Genomic DNA, 24624 nt, shown 5'->3' on the forward strand with positions numbered 1-24624 from the left:
TCTGGAAGGGAAGCTATTCGTGGCGCAGGGGCTCCCTGCAGGTTTCCCTGGACAGGGCCACGGCCACGAGGGACACCAGGGCGGCGGCGACCAGGTACCAGGCCGGCGCGAGGTCGTTGGCCGTGGCGGCGATCAGGAGGGTGGCCATAAACGGGGCGGTGCCGCCGAACAGGGCATTGGAGAGGTTGAAGCTGACGGCGAAGCCGCTGTAGCGGACGCGGGTGGGGAACATCTCGGCCAGGAAGCTGGGGAGCGTGCCGTCATTGAGGGTGAGCATGGCGCCCAGCAGGATCTGGACCAGGACCACCACCAGGAAGTTTCCCGTTCCCAGCAGGGCGAACGCCGGCACTGTCAGCAGGATGAAGCTGACCGATGCGGCAATCAGTACCTTCTTGCGGCCATACCGGTCCGAGAGCATTCCCGTGAGGAAGATGAAGCCGATGTAGGTGACAAGCGCCACCGTAGTGGCCAGGAATGATTCGGTAGCGCCCAGGCCAAGCTCGGAGGACAGGTACGTGGGCATGTAGCTGAGGATGACGTAGAAGCCGACGGCGTTGAGCAGCACTGCCCCGACGGCCTGGAGCAGCTGCCGCCAGTGGTTCCGGAAGAGACTGGAAACCGGTGCCTTGACGGCCTCGTCCTCCTTGGCCAGTTCGCGGAAGACCGGGGTGTCTTCGAGCTTGGTACGGATGTACCGGCCGATGAGCCCCATCGGAGCAGCCAGGAGGAAGGGCAGGCGCCAGCCCCAGCTGTGCATCGCTTCGGAGCTGAGCAGTGTTGTCAGCAGGCCGGCGAGCAATGACCCCAGGAGCAGCCCGGCGGCCGTGCTGGCGGGCACGACGGCGGCATACAAACCGCGCCGGTTGGCGGGGGCGTATTCCACCAGGAACGCTGATGCTCCGGCGTATTCTCCCGAGGCGGAGAAGCCCTGGACCACCCTGATGACCAGGAGCAGGACCGGAGCCCACAGCCCGATCATGTTGTATCCGGGGATCAGGGCAATGCAGAACGTGGCCCCGGACATGATCAGGATGGACAGCGAGAGGGCGGTTCGCCTGCCCACCCGGTCTCCGATATGCCCCCATACAAAACCGCCGAGGGGGCGTACCAGGAATGAGATCGCAAACAGGGCAAAGGTCAGGAGGAGCCCGGCCTGGGGATCCGTTTGTGGGAAAAAGACTGCAGCGATGGTGACGGCCAGGTAGCCGTAGACCGCGTAGTCGAACCATTCAACAAAGTTTCCAATGAAGCTGGCCGCGATCACCCGGCGGCGGGTTTCCTTGCTGACGGCACTGTCAGCGGAATTCGAGCCACCGGGCTCCGCGTGCAGACCCTGGTTCCGGGCCACGGAGGAAGTTTCGTTACTCATGTATCCACCAAAGTTGTTGTGGTTGCATTCGGCGCAACGCTGTTGCATCAGATTAGGCGTGATGGCCGCCACAGTCAATATGCTGGAGAGCTGAGCGTCGAGGCGGAGTTGCCTAGGCGAAGGAGGCGTCGACCAGAACGGTTGAAGCGTGAGACGATGAACGGAAGTTGCTTCAGTAGCAGCCCTGTTGCATCAAAGAGGACGCGCGACGCCAATGGGCGCGCTCGACGAGCCGCAGTGACGGGCCGTTCTATTGACACCCCGCAGGCCGACTGACATATTTCGAGTACGCATAATGTGAATCGTGTTGTTCATTACGCAATTCAGGATTCACAACGCAGGTGGAGCGAACGGGATCGACCATCCCTTTGGGGCCGGTTACCTACCCCTTCGGGTAGCCGCCGGGAGGAGCCGCGGCTCCTAGAATTGTTTGTCGGGTCGGGATCGTCGTTCGGCCAACGAAAGGAACACAGGAACCATGGTTCACAAGGTCAAGGCAGTCATTGCCAAGGAAAAGAACGCCCCCGTGTCAGTTGAGACCATCCTGGTGCCGGATCCCGGACCAGGCGAGGCACTGGTGGACATCCTCACCTGCGGCGTCTGCCACACGGACCTGCACTACAAGCAGGGCGGGATCAACGATGAATTCCCCTTCCTGCTGGGCCATGAAGCAACCGGTGTTGTCAGCGCGGTGGGTGACGGGGTTACCTCCATCGCCCCGGGCGACCGCGTCATCCTGAACTGGCGTGCGGTGTGCGGCGAATGCCGGGCGTGCGCAAAGGGCCAGCCGCAGTACTGCTTCAACACAGCCAACGCCACCCAGAAGATGACCCTTGAGGACGGCACGGAACTCTCCCCCGCCCTTGGGATTGGCGCCTTCGCCGAGAAGACCCTGGTTGCCGCCGGGCAGTGCACCAAGGTGGACCCCGACGTTGATGCCGCCGCCGTGGGCCTGTTGGGCTGCGGTGTAATGGCTGGCATTGGCGCCGCCATCAACACCGGCGAGGTAAAGCGCGGCGAATCCGTGGCCGTGATCGGCTGCGGCGGTGTGGGCATCGCCGCGATCGCCGGCGCCAAGCTGGCCGGCGCCACGACCATCATCGCCGTGGACATCGACGCCAACAAGGTCGAAATGGCCAAGTCGCTGGGCGCCACGCACGGCATCGATTCCAGCAAGGAAGACCCCATCGAGGCCATCCGTGCCCTCACGGGAGGCAACGGAGCTGATGTGGTGATTGACGCAGTCGGCCGCCCTGAAACGTACAAGCAGGCCTTCTACGCCCGCGACCTCGCCGGCCGCGTGGTCCTGGTGGGCGTCCCCACTCCGGACATGCAGCTGGAACTGCCCCTGCTGGACGTCTTCGGCCGGGGTGGCTCGCTGAAATCCTCCTGGTACGGCGACTGCCTGCCCTCCCGCGACTTCCCCATGCTGGTGAGCCACTACAAGCAGGGCAACCTGGACCTGGACGCTTTTGTCTCCGAGCGCATCAGCATCGACCAGGTGGAGGAAGCCTTCGAGAAGATGCACGAGGGCAAGGTCCTGCGCTCCGTTGTTGAACTGCCTGCCGCGGGGGTGGTTTCCTGATGACCGTCCGGATTGAGAACCTGGTCACCTCTGGCACTTTTTCGCTCGACGGCGGCACCTGGGACGTGGACAACAACGTCTGGATCGTGGGCAACGACGAGGAATGCGTCATTATCGATTCCCCGCACGACGCCTCAGCCATCCTCAACCAGGTTGGTGGCCGGAAGGTCAAAGCCATCCTGCTGACCCACGCGCACAATGACCACATCGGCGCCGCACGCGAGGTGGCTGACGCCGTCGGCGCACCCATCTACCTCAACCCGGAGGACCTGGTCCTCTGGGAACAGGTCTACCCGGACACCGGGCCGGACCAGGAACTGCACGACGGCGACGTCTTGGAGGTGGCTGGGGCGACCCTCAAGGCCATCCACACCCCGGGCCACTCCCCCGGTTCCACGTGCTTCCGCCTGGAAAGCGAAGGAACGGTCTTCACTGGGGACACGCTCTTCAACGGCGGCCCGGGTGCCACCGGGCGGTCCTACAGCGACTACCCCACCATCCTCACCTCGATCCGGGAACGGTTGCTGACGCTGCCCGGTGACACGGTGGTCCGCACCGGACACGGCGACAACACCACCATCGCCGCGGAGCAGGAAACCCTGGCGAAGGTCGCCCCGTAGCCATCGAAGTACCAGAAGTGTCCAGCAAAGGCGCACCAGGAACCTTGGTGCGCCTTTGCTGGTGCCAGAACTACGTATGCCGGTAAGGAAGTTGGAACGATGAAGTTCGGTAAGCAGCCCGCCCCCGTCGCGGACATCAATGAGGACGACCTCGAAGTCCACAAGCCCAAGACCGAGGCGGCCGGTGTGAAGGCCGTGATGGTGGCGCTGGAACGCGCGGTGGCGCAGGCCGGTGTGACCCGGACTGCGCAGTCGTTGCTCCGGTTGAACCAGCGCGGCGGTTTTGACTGCCCTGGGTGTGCTTGGCCTGAGTCGGACAAGAAGCGCAAGGCGGCCGAGTTCTGCGAGAACGGCGCCAAGGCCGTGGCCGAGGAAAACACCCTCCGCACGGTGGGCGCCGAGTTCTGGGCGAAGCACTCCATCGCCGAGCTGTCTACCAAGACGGAGTACTGGCTGGGCAACCAGGGCCGGTTGAGCGAGCCGGTGGTGATCCGTGCCGGTGAGACGCACTACTCGCCGATTTCCTGGGCGGACGCGTTTGAACTGATCGGGGAGCACGTCCGGGCCAGCACGCCTGACCGGTGCGTTTTCTACACGTCCGGCCGGACCGCGAACGAGACAGCCTTTATGTACCAGCTGTACGCCCGGGCCCTGGGCACCAACAACCTGCCGGACTGCTCCAACATGTGCCACGAATCGTCCGGCTCGGCGCTGAACCCCACCATCGGCATCGGCAAGGGCACCGTCTCACTGGACGACATCCACGACGCCGAACTGATTTTTGTGGTCGGCCAGAACCCAGGCACCAACCACCCGCGCATGCTGTCCGCGCTGAAGGAGTGCAAGGACAAGGGCGGCAAGGTGGTGGCGGTCAACCCGCTGCCCGAGGCCGGGCTGTTTAACTTCAAGGACCCGCAGACCGTCTCCGGCGTCGTCGGCGGCGGCACACCGCTGGCCGACGAATACCTGCAGATCAAGGTGGGTGGGGACCTTGCCCTGTTCCAGGCGCTGGGCCACCTGCTCCTGGAGGCTGAAGAACAAAACCCTGGGACCGTCGTCGACCATTCCTTCATCGCCGCCCAGACCGACGGGTTCGACGCCTACCGCCAGGCCCGCGGAACGCTGGACTGGGCCGAGACCGAGAAAGCCACCGGTCTGACCCGCGCACAGATCGAAACAGTGGCCGGGATGCTCATCAAGTCCAAGGCGTCCATCTTCTGCTGGGCGCTGGGCGTGACGCAGCAGCCGCACTCGGTGGACACCATCAAGGAAATGGTCAACGTCCTGCTCCTGCAGGGCAACTTCGGCAAGCCCGGCGCCGGCGCCTGCCCGGTCCGCGGGCACTCCAACGTTCAAGGCGACCGGACCATGGGCATCTGGGAAAAACCCAAAGAATGGCTCCTCGAAGCCCTCGACACCGAGTTCGGGATCACCTCCCCCCGGCATCACGGCTACGACGCGGTCGAGTCCATGGAAGCGTTCGAACGCGACGAAGTGGACGTGTTCGTTTCGATGGGCGGGAACTTCTCACTGGCCTGCTCGGACACCGAAACCCTGGAAGCCGGGATGCAGCGGATCGGGCTGACCGTGCACATCTCCACCAAGCCGAACCGCTCGCACATCGTCCACGGCCGCACCTCGCTGATCCTGCCCACCCTGGGCCGGACGGACAAGGACGACAAACACCCCAAGGGCGCCCAGTTCCTCTCTGTGGAGGACTCCATGTCCGTGGTCCACTCCACCCAGGGCAGGCTCACCCCGGTCTCCGAGCACCTGCTCGCCGAGCCGGTGATCGTGGCACGGATGGCCGAGGCCACGTTCGGCCCCGACCACTCCGTGGACTGGAAAGCCATGGCCGAGGATTACGACGTGATCCGCGACCACATCGAACGCGTGCTGCCCGGCTTCGAGGACTTCAACGCCCGGGTCCGGACCAAAAACGGGTTCGTGCTGCCCAACCCGCCGCGCGACACCCGGTCCTTCAAGACCGACATCGGTCGCGGCCGCTTCACTGTCAGCCCGCTGGAATACCTCACCCCGCCCGACGGGCACCTGGTGCTCCAAACCATCCGCAGCCACGACCAGTACAACACCACCTACTACGGACTGGACGACCGGTACCGCGGCATTTCGGGCGGCCGGCGCGTGATCCTCATCCACCCTGAAGACCTGGCCGAGCTCGGTTTCGAGGACCGCGACCTCGTGGACGTGGTCAGCACCTTCCGCGGGCACGACCGCACGGCGGACAAGTTCCGGCTCGTGGCCTACCCCACCGCGAAGGGCTGCGCCGCCGCGTACTTCCCCGAAGCCAACGCCCTGGTCCACAAAGAAAACGTGGCCCGCGAGTCCAACACCCCCGGCTTCAAAGCCATGTTCGTCCGCTTCACGCCGCACGTAGAGGAAATCGCCGCCGAGGTCGCTGCCGCAGAGCTGGAGCCCGCCGCGGCAAGCTAGCAGTGCATTTGCCCCTGGGAAGTTCTCCCTTCAACAGGCAAGAAGGAACGACGGCGACATCCGGCAGGTGCCGGGTGTCGCCGTCGCTGTTTTATCACCGCGTGGGCGGCCTCCTCACCGGTGGAGGGCTAGACGGGGTTGTTGCCGTCGGGTTGCTCTTCGGGATCCTGGTCATCGCCGTAGCCGCCCGCCGAGGCAAGTCCGGCTACCTGCTGCCCTGCGTTGGTCTGCCCGGGCGTGAAACTCGTATCCGGGGTGTCTCGTGAGTCTCCCCCCGCCTCTGGCGCGACATCCTGCCGCAGGTGCTCATCTGAGGGAATGTTCTTGGAAACCTCGTCATCTGCCATCCCCTCAGCCAAGCACCAGCCGTCAGCGAGGGCAAGGTTTGGGACACCCGGCATCTCTTCGCGAGATGTCATATAACAGCAATGTTCGACGCCGGGACTGCCGTTAAGTGCCATTTCGCGGGCACGAAGAAGGGTGGTTGGGCCTGCCGGTCTCAAGCAGGTCCAACCACCCTTCGCGGCGCGGGCTAGCCGCGGAGGCGCTCCATGCCCGGGTCGAAGAGGGGTTCAGGCGTGACGGTGGCCGCCACACGGCGCCCGAAGTACTCGATCTCCACGGCGTCGCCCTCGGTCACCGAAGTTGGCAGCCATGCGTAGGCGATCGGCTTGCGGACGGTGTAGCCGTAGGCGGCGCTCGTGACGTACCCGGCGGCTTCGCCGTTCACGTACACCGGTTCCTTGCCCAGCACGATGGACGTGCCGTCGTCGACCGTCAGGCAGCGCAGCGTCTTGGCGGCGGGCTGTTCCCGAAGGGCAACCAGGGCTTCCGCCCCCACGAACCCGATCTTGTCCTTGGCCACGGAGAAGCCCAGGCCGGCCTGGTACGGGTGGTGCTCGGACGTCATGTCCGTGCCCCACAGCCGGTAGCCCTTCTCGAGGCGCATGCTGTTGAACGCGCCGCGGCCGGCGGCGATGATGCCGTGCTCGCGGCCCGCCTCGAACAGCAGGTCCCAGAGCTTCAGGCCGTACTCGGCGGTGGTGTAAAGCTCCCAGCCGAGTTCACCCACGTAGGACAGCCGCATGGCGGTGACGGGGATGCCGCCTACGGAGATTTCCTTGGTCCGGAAGTACTTCAGGCCGTCGTTGGTCAGGTCGTCGGAGCTGACCTTGCCGATCACCTCGCGGGCCAGCGGCCCCCACAGCCCGATGCAGCAAGTGCTGCCGGTGATGTCCGAAACATGCACCCACTGGGAGGGATCGGCGGCGGACTGCTTCCGCGCTTCCACCCGCAGGTAATCGAAGTCCACGTTGCTGTTGACGCCCAGCTGGAAGTCTTCCTCCGCCAGCCGCGCGACGGTCACGTCACTGCGGATGCCGCCGTCGTGCTCCAAGAGCAGGCAGTACGTCACGGCACCCGGCTTCTTGGCAATGTTGCCCGTGCTGAGCCGGTGCAGCAGCGCCTGCGCGCCGGGGCCCACCACGGACAGCCGCTTCAGCGGCGTCATGTCGAAAAGTCCGACGGCGGTACGCGTCTTCCACGCCTCGGCCGCCGAGATGGGGGACGAGTACAGGGCGGACCAATCGTCCCGCTCCGGCGTCTGCCAGTCCTCCGGCAGCTCCTCGAGCAGGCTGCGGTTGGCTTCGAACCAGTGCGGCCGCTCCCAGCCGGCGGACTCCAGGAAGAACGCCCCGAGCTCCTTCTGGCGCACGTTGAAGGGGCTGACGCGCAGGTCCCGCGGGGATTCCCTGGGCTGCAGCGGGTGCATAACGTCGTAGATTTCCACGAAGTTCTGCTGGGACGTCTCGCTGACATACGCGTCGGATGTCTGCACCTTCTCGAAGCGGGTCAGCTCGCAACCGTGCAGGTCCGTGCGGGACCGGCCTTCCACCAGCAGCTCCGCCATCGCCTTGGCCACGCCGGCCGAGTGCGTAACCCAGACGGCTTCGGCCACGAACAGGCCTTGGAGGTCGGGCGCCTCGCCCATGAGCGGGCCGCCGTCGGGGGTGAAGGAGAAGATGCCGTTGAAGCCGTCCTCGATCGCGGAGCTGCGCAGCGCCGGCAGCAGGTCCTGGCTGTCCTCCCAGGCTGGCAGGAAGTCTTCCAGGGTGAACTCCAGGCGGGAGGGCATGCGGTGGTCCGACATTTCCTCTGCGGCGACCCTCGGCAGGGCGGACATGTCCACCGGCATGGGGCGGTGGGCGTAGCTGCCGATGCCGATGCGGTTGCCCCATTCGCGGTAGTACAGGTCCTTGTCCTGGTAGCGCAGGATGGGCTTGCTGGCACCCTTGGGAAGCTCGTTGACGCCCTCGAGTTCGAGCAGCGGCGTGCTGACCACGTACTGGTGCGCGAGCGGCAGCAGCGGTACTTCCAGGCCCACCATCTTGCCGAGCTCACGGCCCCAGAAGCCTGCACAGGACACCACGATGTCTGCCGGGATCAAACCCTCGGACGTTTCCACGCCCGTCACCTTGCCGCCCTCCTGGGCGATCCCGGTGACGGTGGTGTTGCCCTGGTACGTCACGCCGGCCCCGCTGGAGCGCTCGATCAGCAGCTGCACCGCACGGGCGGCCAGGGCCAGGCCGTCGGTGGGGATAAGCAGGCCGCCCAGTACTTCGCGGCCGCCGGTGAGCTTGCCGGTGTTCAGCAGCGGGTAGATCTTTTCGCATTCGTCAGCGTCGACGATCCGGCTTTCGACCCCCCAGGAGGTCATCACGCCCATCTTGCGGTGGAGATCGGCCAGCCGAACGGGGGTGGTGGCCAGTTCCAGGCCGCCTACCTGGTTGAAGCAGGACTCCCCGTCCTTGCTCAGGGCGAGGAACTTGTTGACCGTGTAGGTGGCGAATTCGGTCATGGTGCGTGACTGGTTGTTCTGGAACACCAGGCCCGGAGCGTGCGACGTGGAGCCGCCGGCAAGTTCCAGCGGGCCCTGTTCCACCACCGTGATGTTGGTCCAGCCGCGGGTAGCGAGTTCGTCGGCAAGGTTGGTTCCGACAATGCCGGCGCCGATAATGACAACGCGTGGTGATGCGCTCATGGGTGTTGTTTCTCCTGTTTTGCGTGGCGGGCGTTGGCGTTAGCGGAAGACGACAGTGCGGGTTTTGTTCAGCAGGACCCGGTGCTGGCAGTGCCACTTAACTGCGCGGGACAGTGCCTGGGACTCGGCGTCCCGGCCGACCGTGACCAGTGCGTTCGGGTCGAGGCTGTGGTCCACCCGGTACACTTCCTGCTCGATGATCGGGCCCTCGTCCAGGTCTGCGGTGACGTAGTGCGCAGTGGCTCCGATGAGCTTCACACCGCGGTCGTAGGCCTGGTGGTAGGGCTTGGCACCCTTGAACCCGGGCAGGAAGGAATGGTGGATGTTGATGGCCCGGCCGCGGAGGCTGGCGCACAGGTCGTTGGACAGGACCTGCATGTAGCGGGCCAGGACCACCAGGTCCGCGTTGTACTCGGCCACCAGTTCCAGCAGGCGGGCTTCGGCTTCGGGCTTGGTAGCGGCCGTCACCGGGACGTGGATGAACGGCAGGCCGGCGGCTTCCGCCATGGGGCGAAGGTCCTCATGGTTGGACACCACAACCGCGATCTCCGCACCCAGGCTGCCGGCGCGCCAGCGGAAGATGAGGTCGTTGAGGCAGTGGCCGAACTTCGAAACCATCACGAGCAGCCGCTGCGGGCGGCCGTCGTGGATGGAGAATTCCATGTCGAACTCATCGGCGACGGCGGCGAACTCTGCGCTGAGGCCTTCCGCGGAAACTTCCTTGTCTCCCGGGGTGAAGGCCGTGCGCAGGTAGAGCTTGCCGCTGATGTGGTCATCGAATTGCTGGTGTTCAACAATGTCGAAGCCGCGGTCAGCAAGGAATGCCGTGATGGCCCGGACAATTCCGGGGCGCTCCGGGCACGCAAGGGTGAGGACGTACTGCACGGTGTCGGTGCCGCGGACGCCGGCAACGTCGCCGGCCTCCACCGTCACGTTACCGGTGGGGCGGCCTTCGAGGACTGTGGTCATGGTCTACTCCTAATTCTTTGCTTGGGCTTGGGTGTCAGCGGGGGAAGCCGGGCAGCGGCCGTCGTCCGGGCAACGCTGATCACACTGATGCTTGGTGACGAGGTCGAACTGGGCGCCGCCGTGCTGGTCCACGCCGCTGCGGATGGCGCGCTCCACTACGGAGTCCGCCAGCCGGCGCCGGAGGGAGAGGGGATCGCGGCGCAGGTCCTTGACCAGGGCGAAGCACAGCAGCAGCATGACCAGCACGAAAGGCAGGGCCGCCACAATAGTGATCCGCTGCAGGCCGGAGAGCGCTTCCGAGGGTTCATCGCCGCCGGCCAGCAGCATGACCGCTGCCACGGCGCCGGTGAGGAGCCCCCAGAAGATAACGAGGCCGCGCTTGGGATCGGCGGCGCCGTTGGAGCTCAGGGAGGCCATGATGATCGACGCCGAGTCGGCTCCGGTGATGAAGAAGATGGCCACCAGCACCATGGCCAGGACGATGACGGCGGCGGTCAGCCAGGCGGGCATGGACATGTTCTTCACCAGGTCGAACAGTGCCCCGTCGAAGTCGATGCTCGGGACTCCGTTGGTTGTGGTCACCATGCCCGGCGTTCCCGCCTTGTCCGCTTCCTGCTGGATGTGGAAGGCCGTGCCGCCAAAGATGCCGAACCAGATGACGCTGACGATGCTGGGAACCAGCAGGACGCCGGTGACGAACTGCCGGATGGTGCGGCCCCTGCTGATGCGGGCGATGAACATTCCCACGAAAGGCGTCCAGGAAACCCACCAGGCCCAGTAGAAGATGGTCCAGCCGGACATCCACTTGCGCAGGGCCTCGTCCCCCACTGCTTCGGTGCGGGAGGACATTTCCGCGAGGTCCCTGGCGTAGTCCCCCACGGCGGCAGGGATGAGGTTGAGGATGAACAAGGTAGGCCCGGCAATGAAGACGATGAGCGCCAGGACCACGGCCAGCACCATGTTGATGTTGGACAGCCATTGGATGCCCTTGCTGATGCCGGAAACAGCCGAAGCCACGAAGCAGGCCGTCAGGATGGCAACGATGGCCACCAGGACCGGCGTGCCGATTTCCCCGACCCAGCCGTTCGAGGTCAGGCCGCTGCCGATCTGGAGGGCCCCGAGGCCCAGGGATGCGGCGGTGCCGAAGAGCGTTGCGAAGATGGCAAGGATGTTGATGAACTTCCCGGCGGGGCCTTCCACTGCCCGGAGCCCGAAGAGTGAGGTAAAGGCAGCGGAAATCAGCTGCCGGCGGCCCAGGCGGTAGGTGCCATAGGCCATGGCGATTCCGACGACGGCGTACATGGCCCAGGGATGGAGGGTCCAGTGGAAGATGGAGGTGGCCATAGCTGTCTGGATCGCGGCAGGCGTGCGGCCGTCCACCGTTCCGGGCGGCGGGGAGATGTAGTGGTAAAGCGGTTCGGCCACGCCGTAGAACATCAGGCCGATGCCCATGCCGGCGGCAAACATCATGGCAATCCAGGAGACAGTCCGGAACTCGGGCTTTTCGCCGTCCTTGCCCAACGGGATGTTGCCCCATTTGCCGAGCGCAAGCCAGAGGACGAAAACAACAAACAACGAGGCCAGGACCATAAAGAGCCAGCCGGTGTATTCCATCACCCACCCGAGGGCGGCTGTTGACGTGGCGGCCAGGCTGTCCCGGCCCAGGAAGCCCCAAGCCACAAAGGCCAGGGCGAGGACACCGGTGATGCCGAAGGTGGCCTTGTCGAGGGTGAGCTTACGGTTCCGCCGTTGTGCCACTGCCTGTTCGGCCTTGGTCTGGCGGAGTTCCTGCATGATTTGTTCGGTGTCCTCCGCGTCGTGTGATTCGTGCGCGGAAGGAGAGTTCTCCGGTGCAGGAACCACGTTGGGCTCCTCCAGCTCAAGGGGGGTTTGGGCATCCATACGGATGTCGCTGTTCAAAGCCATGTCAAGTCCTTTGGTTTGAATTCATGGGCTCACGCTGTACACCGGCGTCCCCAAACCGGGCGGAAGATCGGTGTCTTCCTGGCTATTCATTGATGAAGGTCAGTTGTGCTTCCAGCATGGCGACTGTTCCGTAAAGAACAACACGTCTCGCCATAAGCAACACAGTGGCCCGAATCACAGTCGCATGTCAAGGTATTTCTCAAGTCTTAAGCCCTATTTCAAGGGTTCCGGCTGCGCCTTGACAGCCGGAACCGGGCTAGGCATCGATAACGAGGTCCGTCTGCGCCGTGGAGCAGCAGGGCAGGAACTTGCCCGCAGAGATTTCCCGCGCCCGGATTCCGCCCTGGTGGTTCATCTCGACGTCTCCTGAGAGCTTGACGACCTTGCAGGAGCCGCACATGCCTTCCTTGCAGTTCGCGCCGATCCTGACGCCGGCACGCTGCGCCGCCTCGAGGATGTGTTCGGTAGGGTCGATCCGCACATTGATGCCGGTACGCATAAAGGACATGGTGAGGCTGCCTGTTCCCACCGTGTTGAAGGTGGAGGCGTCAGGGGGTCCAGCTTCCGGCTCGCTGCCCGGGCTGTCGACGGCGGGGTTGGAGCCGGGTGTGTCCGGGTCGCTTATTTCCAGCGGCAGCCCTGAGGCCTGCAGCGTCCCGTCCGCGTCATAGCCGGGCTCATAGAGCCCGAACGCGGCGGGCTGGCTTTCGTAGTAGTCCTCGGCGGATTCAGCGATTTCGTCGGCGATTTCCTCCGCGACGTCGGCTGCAAGGGACACTTCCTGCTGGTATTCAAGGAGCGTCTGGCGGTCTCCGGAGAAGAACTCCATGTAGATGGACGTGTCGTCGACGCCGACCTTATTGAGGAGCCCGGTGGCGGTGTTCAGGTAACCCTCGGGACCGCATGCGTACACCTGGCGGCCATTGGCATCGGGGGCCACCTCCTCGAGCATGGCCGCCGTGAGCCTTCCCCTGAGCCCTTCCCACCCCTCCGGTACGCTGCGGTCGCCCAGCGAGTAGTGGACCTTGAAGCGGGAATCCACGGAGGCGATGTAGGCCAGTTCCCGGTGGAAGGCAAAGCCTCCGGCATCCGAGCCGTGGTAGAGGACCACAACATCGGCGTGTCCCGGCAGGGAATGGATGGTCCGCACCATGGACATGACGGGTGTGATGCCCGCGCCGGCAGCAAGCAGGAGATACCGCGCCCGCCGGTCGGCGTCGGGCAGGTGGAATGCTCCCACCGGTCCCAGCATCTCGAGGACCGTGCCGGGTTTGATGTTCTCGTGCACCCAGGGCGAGACCAATCCCGTGGGGTCGCACTTGACGGTAATACTGAAGGTCCAGGGCTCGGTGGGCGAACTGGACAGCGAATAGCTGCGGTCCACCGGCTCCTGGTCCTCGCCATTGACGGGAAATGCGACGTTCACGTACTGGCCGGCACGGAACGCCAGCGGCGCACCGTCGCAGCGGCGGAACACGAAGGTCATCATGGCGCCGGCCTCGGGAACCGTCTCGACGCATTCGGCCATGAACTCCTGCGGATGCCACGGGCCCAGCGCACGGGCTGCCCGGGCGGGCGCCTCAGGGCTTCCCATCACCCTGTTCCACGGCATCTCAAGACCGCGGATACGCTGTGGCTCCTGGGTTGCCGTTTCAGTGAGGAGTTCAATCATGCCAAGTGCTCCTGCACGCGCTGCACGTACCAGTTGATGAACGCCTCGACCTGGTATTCGCTCTTCATGTAGGGACCGGGCTCGTAGGCGGGGCTGCCGGCACCCTGCTGGCACAGCTCCACGAACGCCTTGTCCTGCAGGTTCGTTTGCTTCCAGGTGTAGGTGAGCTTCTCCAGGTCGTAGTCGACGCCTTCCACGGCGTCGTCAGCCACCAGCCAGGTGGTGCGTACGAGGCTCTGGTGTTCGTTGATCGGGAAAACACCGAACGTGATGACGTGGTCGCCGAGGAAATGGAACCAGCTGTTGGGCTGCAGGTGCATCGAGCAGCGGCCAAGGCGGAAGTCGGGCAGGTCACCCAGCAGCTTCTTGGAAAGCCTCCGGCCGTCCGCGGAGAACGATTCGCCCTCTCCATCGAGTGATTCCCGTGAGATACGGATCCCCGCGATGCGCGTATCAAGCTCCTCGACCACCTCGTAGGGAAGGCCGTAGCGGCGGCAGCGCTCCTCGAGGGAGGACTGGGCATCCTTGTTCCGGTTCCACACTTCCTCAAGGTGGGGCGGGATCAGGCCCTCGGTCAGGCCCCAGGTGGGGAAGAGGGAGCAGGCCAGCTCAGGGTGGCCGTCGCAGTGGTAGCACTCACGGTTGTTCTCCATGACGAGCTTCCAGTTGCCCTCTTCGATGATGTTCTGCTGGTAGGCGATTTTTGTCTTGGAGAGATCGTGCGGCGCCAGGTAGGGCTCAAAGATCTTTGCGGTTTCGTCGAAGTCCGTCGGCGGTTCATCAGCGATGCAGACGAAGATGAGCCCGGCGATCTCGCGGCCGTGGGCGCGCTTGAGGCCGAAGCAGCTCTTGTCGAACTTCGTTTCCCCCGGCGCGGAGGCGTGGATCAGATTTCCCTCCGGGGAGTAGGTCCAGGAGTGGTAGCCGCAGACCAAGTTTCCGGTTGACCCGGCAGCTTCGGTGAGAACGCGGGCGCCGCGGTGGCGGCATACGTTGTGCAGGACGTTAACCGCGCCGTCGTCGTTGCGCAGCACAATCAGGGAGTAGGGACCGTAGTCGACGGTGACGTAGTCGCCCGGCTCCGGCAGTTCGGCGGTGCTGGCGGCAAAGATCCAGTGCTGGCCGAAAATGGCCTCCATGTCGATGTTGAAGATCGAGCGATCGGTATAGAAAGGGGCATCGAGGGAGTAGCCGGTGCGCCGGAACTCAAACAGCGCGGCAATTTCCGCCAGCTGCTCGGCAGGCAAGGATGCAGCGAGTTTTCCGCGTGAATTGAGGGGGACGTTCACTGAAGCAGTCATGGGTTTCCTCCCGGGAGGCATGGAGTAGTGGGTGTTGCGTTGGCCATGCGTGCGCGGGGTGCTACCGGCATGGTCGAAGTAGTTGTAATGATGAGATTAGGGTCACAGCGGCTGCAACAAAAGCGCAAGATTTTGAAGATAACCCTGCACAATAGATGCATGATCGATCCACGGCTCATAACACTTCGGGTGTTTGCCCGGTGCGGCACTGTTGGCGCGACCGCGGAGCTGACCGGCTACTCTCCCTCGGCGGTCTCCGCGCAATTGCGGGAGCTCCAGCGCGTGCTGGGAATGCAGCTGCTGACGAAGGACGGCCGGGGTGTGCGGCTCACGGCCACTGGCCGCTTTCTCGTGGAGGGCTCAGACACCCTCATCGCGGAATGGGAGAGCCTGCGCGCCGCGGCCATGGAGGCCGGCGACCAGGTCCAGTCCCGTTTCGGGCTTGGCGGATTCTCCACCGCGGCCGCCCAGTTGCTCGCGCCGCTGGCCGCCACTCTGCGCTCGACACGCCCCCTTCTGGAGGTACAGGTTCTTGAGGCTGATCCGGCCCGCTGCTTTGACCTGTTGGTTGCCGAACGAATCGACCTTGCAGTCATTGTCGCCATGCAGTCCGACACTTACGGTGAGGACGATCCGCGCTTCGAGCAGAGAGTTCTGCTCGACGATCCACTGGACGTCATCATTCCCGGTGACCATCCGCTGGCATCACGGGAAACAGCAACGCTTGAAGAACTCGCATCGGAACCCTGGATCACGGAGTCCGCCGGTTCCACCTACCATTCCCTCTTCACCGCGGCGTTCACGGCAGTCGGGGTGACACCGCGGATTGCCCATGAAGCCGTTGAGTGGGAAACCCACATCGCGTTCGTGGGTGCGGGGCTGGGCGTCGGCCTGCTGCCCCGGCTGGCGCCTTTGCATGGTGCCGAAAATGTGGTTCGGCTACGCATCACTGGTAAGACGAAACCCACGCGCCGCATTATCGCCGCGGTGCGCAGGGGCAGCATCGCCTCACCCCTGATCCAGGAGTCGCTCGGCATCCTGCAGGTCAACGCCAATCGGATCCTCACCAGCCGGCTCGACGAGGATCTCTGAGCGCTGCCGGCGTGGTGCCGCCGGTACCGCATTTAAACCCCGATGGTCGCCAATACAGCGCCGGCATTCACCACGCCGCCGGCTTCCGTCCGGATATCGGTGACGGTCCCGTCCCGGTGGGCGGATACCTGGGTTTCCATCTTCATAGCCTCAAGAACGACGACGGGGTCCCCCGCCGTGACATGGGCGCCCGGCTGCACGAGCCATTTCACCACGGTCCCGGCCATGTCCGCCCGCAGGTCGCCGGGGTCAACAGCGCCGGGATCAACAGTGCGGGCGGCAGCGCCGCCGTCGTGCCCTCCTTCCACAGAAGCGCCTTGCGGAAGGCTTCCACCTGAACGTGTCCAGCCGTCCAGCAGGTCCGCGGGAAGGCCGACGGCGAGGCGCCGGCCGTTCACGTCAACGGTGATGGTGCGCCGCGCACCGTCCGGAGCGGAGGTTCCGAACTCGGGATCCGCCGCGATGGTGTCCGCGAAGTCCGTCTCGATCCACCGGGTGTGGACGGCGAGCGCCGTCTCTGACGTGAAGTCGGGGGCCTGGACCACGGCGCGGTGGAACGGCAGGACAGTGGCGACGCCGGTAATCTCCATTTCGGCCAGGGCGCGGCGGGCCCGGCGGAGCGCCTGCTGCCGGTCGGCGCCGGTGACGATCAGCTTGGCCAGCAGGGAATCGAACTGCGGCGCCACGATGGAACCGGCGCGCACCCCCGAGTCAAGGCGCACTCCCGGACCGGTGGGGCCGCTGAAGGTGGCGATGGTTCCGGGCGAGGGCAGGAAACCCCGGCCCACGTCCTCGGCATTGAGCCGGAATTCAAAAGAGTGCCCGCGCGGCGTGGGATCGGAGGCGAACTGCAGGGGTTCGCCGGCGGCAATCCGGAGCTGTTCCTGGACCAGGTCCACGCCGGTGGTCTCCTCCGTAATGGGGTGCTCCACCTGGAGGCGTGTGTTCACCTCCAGGAACGCGACGGTCCCGTCCGCGGCCACCAGGAACTCCACTGTTCCGGCACCGGAGTAGGCGGCTTCCCGGCACACGGCCTTGGCGGCGTCGTAAATCTGCCTGGTCTGCTCCCCGGTGAGGAACGGTGCCGGCGCCTCTTCCACCAGCTTCTGGTGCCGGCGCTGCAGGGAGCAATCACGCGTTCCCACCACCACCACGTTGCCGTGCTGGTCGGCGAGCACTTGGGCTTCCACGTGCCGTGGCCGGTCCAGGTAGCGTTCCACAAAGCATTCGCCGCGGCCAAAGGCCACTACCGCTTCGCGGACTGCCGAGTCGAAGGCTTCCTCGATCTGGTCCATCTCGCGGACAACTTTCAGCCCGCGCCCGCCGCCGCCGAAGGCCGCCTTGATGGCCACCGGAAGGCCGTGCTCTTCGGCGAAGGCCCGCGCTTCGGCAGCCGTTGCCACCGGCCCGTCGCTGCCCGCCACCAGTGGCGCCCCTGCCCTGACGGCGATCTCCCGGGCCGTGATCTTGTTGCCCAGCAGCCGGATGGCTTCCGGTGACGGCCCGATCCACGTCAGGCCCGCATCCAGGACAGCCTGGGCAAAGTCGGCGTTCTCGGAGAGGAACCCGTAACCCGGGTGCACTGCGTCCGCCCCGGACTCGGCGGCCACGCCCAGCAGCCGGGGGATGTCCAGGTAGGTTTCGGACGGCGCGTTGCCGCCCAGGCTGTAGGCCTCGGAAGCCGCGCCCACATGAAGGGCGTCGGCGTCCACGTCCGCGTACACCGCCACGGACTCCAGGCCGGCGTCCTCACAGGCACGGGCAATGCGGACGGCGATCTCTCCGCGGTTGGCAATCAGGACCTTGCGCATATGCTGCTCACTTTGTCTGGGTAGCGTCGGGGGAAGGATGGGTATTGGCGGGCAGCGGATATCCGGGAGCCCAGCGGAACCTGAGGCGTCCGCCGATGGGGACCTGCGCGGCGACGTCCAGCTGGTGGTCCACCACCACGGCCACCACGGGGTAGCCGCCGGTGATGGGATGGTCAGCCAGGAACAGCACAGGCTGCCCCTCGGGCGGAACCTGGAGGGCTCCGGCCACGGTCCCCTCGCTGGCCAGTTCCCCCTTCCGGCTCCGTTCCAGGGGTTCGCCGTCCAGGCGCATCCCCACCCGGTTGGAACGGGGAGTCACCGTCCAGTCCTGGCTGCAGAGCGAGTCCAGCGCGGCAGCGTCGAACCAGTCGTCCCGCGGTCCCGGCACGATGTCAAGGACGGTCACTCCGGTGTCCGGATAGTCCGGCTGGATTTCAGGATTGCCCACCACGTTGGAGGAGGTGGCCTTCCCCCCCTTGATGAACCCGTCCGCCGTCAGGGGTGCGGGGCCGATGCCGGACATGGTGTCGGTCGAACGGCTGCCCAGGACGGGTTGGATGTCCACGCCGCCGCGGATGGCAAGGTAGGTGCGGAATCCGCGCTCCGGCGCCCCGAGGGTCAGGACCTCGCCGTCAAGCAGGGCAAATGCCGTTGCCATGGGTATTTGGCGCGCTTCCCCGGAGCGGCCGCCGTCGTCCCCCGCCGTGCTGTCATTCGCGGCGCTGTCCCCGGCAGTGTTGGTGCCGGCTGTGCCAGCGGCGGGAACGTCCGACGGCGGCGCAATCGTCAGTGCCACCGGCGCGCCGGTGACGGCGAGCACCTGGTCCCCCACCGCCTGCACGCGCAGCCCGCCTGCTACGGTTTCCACGACGGCGGCCGATGGCTGGTTGCCCACGATCCGGTTGGCGCGCCGCAGGGAGGAACGGTCAAGAGCCCCCGCGGCCGACACTCCCAGCCCGCCGTGGCCGTGGCGGCCCAGGTCCTGGATCAGGCTCTGGAGCCCGGGCGACAGGATCCGCAGGCCGGAAGCGGCACCGGCTTCTGCAACGCTTTCAGCAGGGGCGGGCTCCGGAATTTCCACCAGCTCCCGCACGGCCCGGAACTGCACCCGGTCCCCAGGCGCGGCCAAAGCCGGCTGTTCCCGCCCGAGGTCCCACATCCGGGCGGCGGTGCGGCCGATCAGCTGCCAGCCGCCGGGTGACTGCCGCGGATACACTGCCGAGTAGTTGCCGGCGAGTGCCACCGATCCCGCCGGGACCACGGTGCGTGGTGAACTCCGGCGCGGGACTTCCAAGGACTGGTTCTCCCCCACCATGTACCCAAAGCCCGGCGCGAAGCCGCCGAAGGCCACGGTCCAGACCTGTCCTGTGTGGGCTGCCACCACTCCCTCAACCCCGAGCCCGCTCAGCCGACCCACTTCGGCGAGGTCCTCGCCGTCGTACACGGTCTCGATCTGCACCAGCTTGCCTTCCGACTGCGCCTGGGCCGTCAGGTCCAGCTCCAGCAGCCGGGCCGCGATGCGCCGGGCGGACTGGGGCGAATCGGCCTTGACCAGCACGGTTTCTGCGGCTGCCAGGACATCGACCTGGCCGGGCAACGGGTGCTCCAGAAGCACGGCCTGCAGCGCCAGCACGTCATGGAGCCCTGCCAGTTCGGCCAGCACCGCGGTGGTGCCCACGGGCCTGACAGCGACTACCCGGGCGATGGGGCCGGCGGTGGTGTTCGTGACTGTTTCCATGGAAGACGGCCGCGCCGCTCAGGCGCGGCTCTCCCCTGCCTGGCCGGTGTGGAGCAGGTGGAGGTCTGCCTCCGGCTGCGGGTCGCGGCCCAGGCGCATGCCGATGATCGTGACGATGGCCGTGAGGAGCATGTAACCGGCGATCAGGTACCAGCCGCCGGACGCTGCGCCGTAGAGCGCGGTGAAGATCAGCGGAGCCACGGCGCCGCCCACCACACCGGCAAGGGTGTAGGCCAGGGAACTGCCGGCGTAGCGGAGCCGGGCCGGGAACTGCTCGGTGATGAAGGCAGCCTGCGGGCCGTACATAAAGGCGTGCAGGGCCAGGCCGATCACCACGCCGATGGTCAGCATCACCACGGACTTGCCGGAGATCATGAGGAAGAACAGTGGAATGTAGGCGGCGGTGGCGACGGCGGTGATGCCGTACACCCAGCGCCGGTTCACGCGGTCGGTGAGGGCGCCGGCAGCCGGGATCAGGAAGAGCTGGAAGGCGGAGCCGATGAGGATTGCCGCCAGCACGTTCCCCGTGGTCATGCCCAGTTCCTTGGTGGCGTAGACGGCGACAAACACGGTGAACAGGGCGTAGAGGACGTCGGGGCACACGCGTGAGAGGGCTGCCGAGACGAGGGCGCGCGGCTCGGTGGTGAAGACTTCCTTGATGGGCGCCTTGGGGCGGTCGCCTTTGGCCTGGATGGCCTTGAAGACCGGGGTTTCCTCAAGCTTGAGGCGGATGATCAGGCCGAAGACCACCAGCAGGGCTGAGGCGAGGAATGCCACACGCCAGCCCCAGGACAGGAAGGCTTCGGTGCTGAGCGAGGCGGCCAGGATGGCCAGGACGCCGTTTGCCATCAGGTTGCCGGCGGGCGGGCCGATCTGTGCCGCGGAGGACCAGAAGCCGCGCTTGTTGGGGTCACCGAACTCGCTGGACAGCAGCACCGCGCCACCCCATTCGCCGCCGACGCCGATGCCTTGGGCCAGGCGCAGGAGCACCAGGATAGTGGGGGCCGCGGCGCCGATGACCGAGTAGTCGGGCAGTGCACCGATGAGGACGGTGGCGACACCGATCAGCACCAGCGTGAACACCAGGACGTACTTGCGGCCGATTTTGTCGCCCAGGCGGCCGAAGATGACACCGCCGATGGGGCGTGCCAGGTAGCCCACCGCGAAGGCGGAGAAGGAGAGGAGCAGCCCCACGAACTCGTCATTTGAGGGAAAGAAGATCTTGGGGAACACCAGCGCCGAGGCGACGGAGTAGATGGCGAAGTCGTAGTACTCCAGCGATGTGCCGGTGAGGCTGGCGATGTAGGCCTTCAGCGCGCCGGCCGGCGGCTTCCTTGCCGCGGTCCTGGCTGCCTTGTTGGTGCCGGTCATGTTTCCTCCGGGGGGATGAGGGGTGGTTCGGGATGGGGATGGTGCGGGGTTTAGAGGAACGAGCCGATGCTGACACCGGCATCCTCAAGTGCGGACTTCACGGCGGCGGCCATGGCCACGGCCCCCGGTGAGTCACCATGCACGCAGATGCTTTCTGCGCGGATCTTCAGGGTGGATCCGTCGATGGCCCGGACGGAGCCTTCCGTAGCCATCCGTAATACATGCTCCGCCACTTGGGCGGGGTCGTGAAGGACCGCTGCGGGCTGTGACCGGGACACTAGTGTCCCATCAGGGTTGTACGCCCGGTCGGCGAAAGCCTCGGTCACCGCGCGCAGGCCCGCTTCCTCCGCAAGCCGCAGGACCTCGGAACCGGGGAGGCCCAGAATGGGCAGGCCCGGGTCAACCGATTTCACTGCGTCGACGACGGCCTGGGCCTGGGCAGTGTGACTGACGATGGCGTTGTAAAGGCCGCCGTGCGGCTTCACGTACTGGACCCGGGCTCCCTCCGCGGCTGCGAGCGCCTGCAGGGCACCGATCTGGTAGACGACGTCGTCGGCCAGTTCGGTGGGGCTGACGTCCAGGAAGCGGCGGCCGAAACCTGCCAGGTCCCGGTAGCCCACATGAGCGCCGATGACGACGCCGGCTGCCGCTGCGTTCCGGCAGGTCCTGCGGATGACGGTGGGATCTCCAGCGTGGAACCCACAGGCGACGTTCGCGCTGGACACCGAACCGAACATGGCCGTGTCATCACCCAGGGTCCAGCGCCCGAAGGATTCGCCGACGTCGCTGTTGAGGTCGATGGCTGTCATTTGTGATTCCCGTCTCATTGATGGCTCCCCACTAGGATGCACTAAAAATTCAAATTGTTCAACGATCCTTCGATTCAACGATGTGGCGATCGTGTAAATTCTCGGATATGACCTCTTCGAGCCCCGTCCGGCCAGCTCCTGGCCGCCTCCGGGTCGCAGTACCTTCCGTGGCCGAGCGGGTGGCAGAGGAATTGCGGCGCCAACTTGCGGAGGGAACGCTGCTGCCGGGAACCCGGCTCACCGAATCCACCATCGCCGAGGACTTGGGGGTTTCCCGCAACACCGTCCGGGAGGCCTTCGCCGAACTCGCCAGCGAACGGCTGGTGGTCCGCCTCCCCAACCGCGGCGTCTTTGTGGCCAACCTCGACGCAGGGGACATCCACGACGTCTATACCGTGCGCCGCGCCATCGAAGTCAGCGCGGTCCGCGGCGGAGGCAGCGCGGAGGACATCGCTGCGGTCCGGGCAGCGGTGGAGGAAGGCAAGCGGGCCGCGGCGGCTGGCGACAATGAAGCCCTGGGCACCGCAAACCAGCATTTCCACGGCGCCATCGTTGCGATGGCCGGCAGTCCGCGGCTGAACAGCATCATGAGTCAGGTGCTGGCGGAAATGCGGCTCTACTTTCATAAAGCCACCATGGATGCCGATTTTTACCGTCATTACCTGCCGGACAACGAGGCGATCTGCGCAGCCCTCGAGTCCGGGGAGCCGGACCGGGCGGCCAACCTGTTGCTGGCGTACCTGGACCGCTCTGAGGACAACCTGAGCGATGTACACAGTGCCGGTGCAGGGTAAGCGCACGGCAGCGGCCGGGGAAACAGAATGAGCGCGCTTGGATACCTTGCGGCCTCAGTGCCGCCGCGGCTGGCGATGGCAGGTTCTACCGTTGCCATCCCCATCCTCGCGGTCCAGGAACTGGACGACGTCTCAATCGGCGGCGCCCTGGTGGCCGTCTCGCTTGGACCCAGCGTTGTGGCGGCGCCGATGGTGGGTGCGGCGCTGGACCGCTCCCGCCGGCCAGGAGTCCTGGTAGCGGTGGCGGGTTTCCTGACCGCGGCCGCCCTCGCCACGGCGTCCTTCCTCGGCGAGGTCCCGCTGCCCCTGGTGTTCGCGTTCCTGGCCGTTGCCGGGGCGCTCTCGCCCTTCTACATGGGCGGGCTTTCGAGCTTTGTGGCAGATGAGATCCCGGACCAGCGGCGGGCCTTCGCCTACGACGCGCTCTCCTACAACATTTCTGCAGTTGCCGGGCCTGCGCTGGTGGCTGTCATGGCCTCGTTCCTGCCCGGCGGCGCCGCGTTGTGGGTCCTTTCAGCCGCCGCGTTCGCCGGAGCCGTCGGCGCGGCCGTTGCCGGCCTAAAGGCCCGCGGCCGCACCGGCGGCTCGGTGTGGCAAACGGTCAAATCCGGCCTGCACCGCATCCTCAGCCACCGGCCGCTGGCCGTGGTCACCGGCGCGTCCACCCTGACCCAACTTGGCCAGGGCGGACTTGCGGTGGCAGCCGTGGCACTCTCGATCGAACGCATCGGTACGCCCGGCCAAGGTGCACTGCTGGTGACTGCGTTCGCCGTCGGCAGCCTTCTGGGCGCCTTGTACGAGACCATCCGGCCCACACGCGCCCGCCCGCACACAGTGATGATGCTGGGATTCCTGGCCACCGGCTTGCTGACCATCGGGGCGTCCTTCGACTTCGGCACCGCCTGGACCGTGGCTGCCATCGGCCTGTCGGGAGTGTTCACCGCCTCCACCTCCGCAGCCATGCTCTTCCTCCGCAACCACCTGAGCCCGCCGCACCTCCGGTCCCAGATCTTCACGGTGGGCGCAGGCTTCCGGGCCACGGCGTCCGCCGCGGGTGCCGGACTTGCCGCCTCCGCTACCGGGTGGGGTGGCGGACTGGCCGTGGCAGGGATCGGCGTTATCTGGGTGGTTTCGGCGGCGCTGATGGCCGGGTATCCGCCGGCTGCATCCGCAGGTTCGGCCGGCAGTCAGCGCCGGGTATAGCCCATCCTGGCGCTGACCTGCAGTCCGGCCTGCTGGAGGCCCTCGATGAGTCCCGGCGCGGTCTCCGGATCGAAGCGGAAGGCCGGTCCGGAGATGCTGATGGCCCCGATCACCGCGCCCAGGTGGTTATAGACCGGGACGGCGACTGCCGTGAGGCCGATCTCGAACTCTTCGCGCACCACACCGTACCCGTCGCGCGCGACGTCGAGCAGCTGGGTTTCGAGTTCCTTCCGGTCAGTGATGGTCCGGGGAGTCCGCGGCGGCAGCCCGGTCTCCGTCAGGATGCGGTCCCGTTCCTCGGCGGGTAGGGCCGCCAACAGGACCTTTCCGCTGGAGGTGGCGTGGAGTGGCGTCAGGTTGCCCACCCAGTCGTAGGTGGCAAGGGTGGACGGGCCCATCGCCTGGTCCACATTGACGGCGTAGTTGGAACGTAGGACGGCAAGGTTCACCGTTTCCTTGAATTCTTCGGCGAGCCCCTCGAGCACGGGCCTGGCCTCGCGGACCAGGCTCAGCCTGCCCGGGATGGAGCTGGCCAGCCGCAGGATGCCAAAGCCCAGCTGGTATTTGCCGCGCTCGCTGTTCTGGTGGACCATTTCCCTGCTCACCAGCGAACCAAGCAGCCGGGAGACGGTGGATTTGTGGATGCCCATTTCCTCGGCGATGTCGCTCACGCCCGCGTGGCCGTCCCGCGCCAGGATCTCCAGGACCGCGAGGGCGCGGTCCACGGACTGCACGCCGCCGTGGCCCGCCTCCGCGTCGGCGTCGGGCTCCCGGTCATTGTTCGAAGCCATGATCCATACTCCCGCCCGTGGCACCATCGGGTTGGTTCCACAGTTTCGATCCTAGACCGGGAGCTGTGACGGAGCTGAC

The 24624-nt window shown here is 65.9% G+C and carries 18 protein-coding genes; 6 read left to right on the plus strand and 12 right to left on the minus strand.

Annotation, left to right across the window (positions count from 1 at the left end; genetic code table 11):
• Positions 1 to 13: 13 nt before the first annotated feature.
• Positions 14 to 1369 carry an MFS transporter gene (locus QRN11_RS16975; protein WP_091419266.1) on the minus strand — a complete coding sequence of 452 codons (1356 nt, stop codon included), beginning with the start codon at positions 1367 to 1369 and terminating at the stop codon, positions 14 to 16.
• 478 nt (positions 1370 to 1847) lie between these two features.
• Here QRN11_RS16975 and QRN11_RS16980 point away from each other — a divergent pair, with 478 nt between their 5' ends.
• The 3 genes from QRN11_RS16980 to QRN11_RS16990 all read left to right on the plus strand — a co-directional run bounded on the left by QRN11_RS16980 (position 1848) and on the right by QRN11_RS16990 (position 6028).
• The gene (locus QRN11_RS16980; protein ID WP_285313729.1) at positions 1848 to 2954 is read left to right on the plus strand and encodes an S-(hydroxymethyl)mycothiol dehydrogenase; all 1107 of its coding nucleotides are present in this window, start codon (positions 1848 to 1850) and stop codon (positions 2952 to 2954) included.
• A complete protein-coding gene (locus QRN11_RS16985) occupies positions 2954 to 3574 on the plus strand; it encodes an MBL fold metallo-hydrolase (protein WP_285313730.1) in 621 nt (206 codons plus the stop codon). The genes QRN11_RS16980 and QRN11_RS16985 overlap by 1 nt, the downstream gene beginning before the upstream one ends.
• 99 nt (positions 3575 to 3673) lie before the next feature.
• Positions 3674 to 6028: an FdhF/YdeP family oxidoreductase gene (locus QRN11_RS16990; RefSeq protein ID WP_285313731.1), complete on the plus strand. Its 2355-nt coding sequence runs from the start codon at positions 3674 to 3676 to the stop codon at positions 6026 to 6028.
• 128 nt (positions 6029 to 6156) lie between these two features.
• Here QRN11_RS16990 and QRN11_RS16995 read toward each other — a convergent pair whose 3' ends face one another.
• The 6 genes from QRN11_RS16995 to QRN11_RS17020 form a co-directional block, all read right to left on the minus strand.
• Positions 6157 to 6447, minus strand: coding sequence for a hypothetical protein (locus QRN11_RS16995; protein WP_285313732.1), 291 nt, complete (start codon positions 6445 to 6447; stop codon positions 6157 to 6159).
• Positions 6448 to 6560: 113 nt separating this feature from the next.
• Positions 6561 to 9068 carry a GcvT family protein gene (locus QRN11_RS17000; RefSeq protein WP_285313733.1) on the minus strand — a complete coding sequence of 836 codons (2508 nt, stop codon included), beginning with the start codon at positions 9066 to 9068 and terminating at the stop codon, positions 6561 to 6563.
• 39 nt (positions 9069 to 9107) lie between these two features.
• Positions 9108 to 10037, minus strand: coding sequence for a formyltetrahydrofolate deformylase (purU, locus tag QRN11_RS17005; protein WP_142063279.1), 930 nt, complete (start codon positions 10035 to 10037; stop codon positions 9108 to 9110).
• A 9-nt stretch (positions 10038 to 10046) separates the two neighbouring features.
• A complete protein-coding gene (locus QRN11_RS17010; protein ID WP_091419253.1) occupies positions 10047 to 11963 on the minus strand; it encodes a BCCT family transporter in 1917 nt (638 codons plus the stop codon).
• A 256-nt stretch (positions 11964 to 12219) separates the two neighbouring features.
• On the minus strand, positions 12220 to 13635 hold the full coding sequence (locus QRN11_RS17015) for a ferredoxin reductase (protein WP_285313734.1): 1416 nt from the start codon (positions 13633 to 13635) through the stop codon (positions 12220 to 12222).
• Positions 13632 to 14936, minus strand: a complete 1305-nt coding sequence (locus QRN11_RS17020; protein WP_285313735.1) for an aromatic ring-hydroxylating oxygenase subunit alpha — start codon at positions 14934 to 14936, stop codon at positions 13632 to 13634. The genes QRN11_RS17015 and QRN11_RS17020 overlap by 4 nt, the downstream gene beginning before the upstream one ends.
• Positions 14937 to 15095: 159 nt before the next feature.
• On the opposite strand from QRN11_RS17020, the gene QRN11_RS17025 reads away from it, so the two are divergent.
• Positions 15096 to 16028, plus strand: a complete 933-nt coding sequence (locus QRN11_RS17025) for a LysR family transcriptional regulator (protein WP_142063288.1) — start codon at positions 15096 to 15098, stop codon at positions 16026 to 16028.
• A 32-nt stretch (positions 16029 to 16060) separates the two neighbouring features.
• On the opposite strand, the gene QRN11_RS17030 is transcribed toward QRN11_RS17025, so the two are convergent.
• From QRN11_RS17030 to QRN11_RS17045, 4 genes are read right to left on the minus strand one after another with little or no spacing between them, the layout of a single operon-like run.
• Entirely contained in the window at positions 16061 to 17839 is a 1779-nt protein-coding gene (locus QRN11_RS17030; protein ID WP_285313736.1) for an ATP-binding protein, read from the minus strand.
• Positions 17840 to 17846: 7 nt separating this feature from the next.
• A complete protein-coding gene (locus QRN11_RS17035) occupies positions 17847 to 19577 on the minus strand; it encodes a 5-oxoprolinase subunit B/C family protein (protein WP_285313737.1) in 1731 nt (576 codons plus the stop codon).
• A gap of 18 nt (positions 19578 to 19595) precedes the next feature.
• Positions 19596 to 20948 carry an MFS transporter gene (locus tag QRN11_RS17040; RefSeq protein WP_285313738.1) on the minus strand — a complete coding sequence of 451 codons (1353 nt, stop codon included), beginning with the start codon at positions 20946 to 20948 and terminating at the stop codon, positions 19596 to 19598.
• A 50-nt stretch (positions 20949 to 20998) separates the two neighbouring features.
• Positions 20999 to 21757, minus strand: coding sequence for a LamB/YcsF family protein (locus QRN11_RS17045; RefSeq protein ID WP_285313739.1), 759 nt, complete (start codon positions 21755 to 21757; stop codon positions 20999 to 21001).
• Between the two features lie 107 nt (positions 21758 to 21864).
• On the opposite strand from QRN11_RS17045, the gene QRN11_RS17050 reads away from it, so the two are divergent.
• Together QRN11_RS17050 and QRN11_RS17055 are read left to right on the plus strand one after the other, a co-directional pair.
• Positions 21865 to 22551: a GntR family transcriptional regulator gene (locus QRN11_RS17050; protein ID WP_285313740.1), complete on the plus strand. Its 687-nt coding sequence runs from the start codon at positions 21865 to 21867 to the stop codon at positions 22549 to 22551.
• Between the two features lie 27 nt (positions 22552 to 22578).
• Entirely contained in the window at positions 22579 to 23754 is a 1176-nt protein-coding gene (locus tag QRN11_RS17055; RefSeq protein WP_285313741.1) for an MFS transporter, read from the plus strand.
• Here QRN11_RS17055 and QRN11_RS17060 read toward each other — a convergent pair.
• Positions 23739 to 24545 (minus strand): IclR family transcriptional regulator, encoded by an 807-nt coding sequence (locus QRN11_RS17060; protein ID WP_285313742.1) that lies wholly within the window; start codon positions 24543 to 24545, stop codon positions 23739 to 23741. The two genes, QRN11_RS17055 and QRN11_RS17060, sit on opposite strands and share 16 nt — an antisense overlap.
• Positions 24546 to 24624: the final 79 nt, after the last annotated feature.

This window comes from Pseudarthrobacter sp. fls2-241-R2A-168 (assembly GCF_030209335.1).
Classification (GTDB): Bacteria; Actinomycetota; Actinomycetes; order Actinomycetales; family Micrococcaceae; genus Arthrobacter.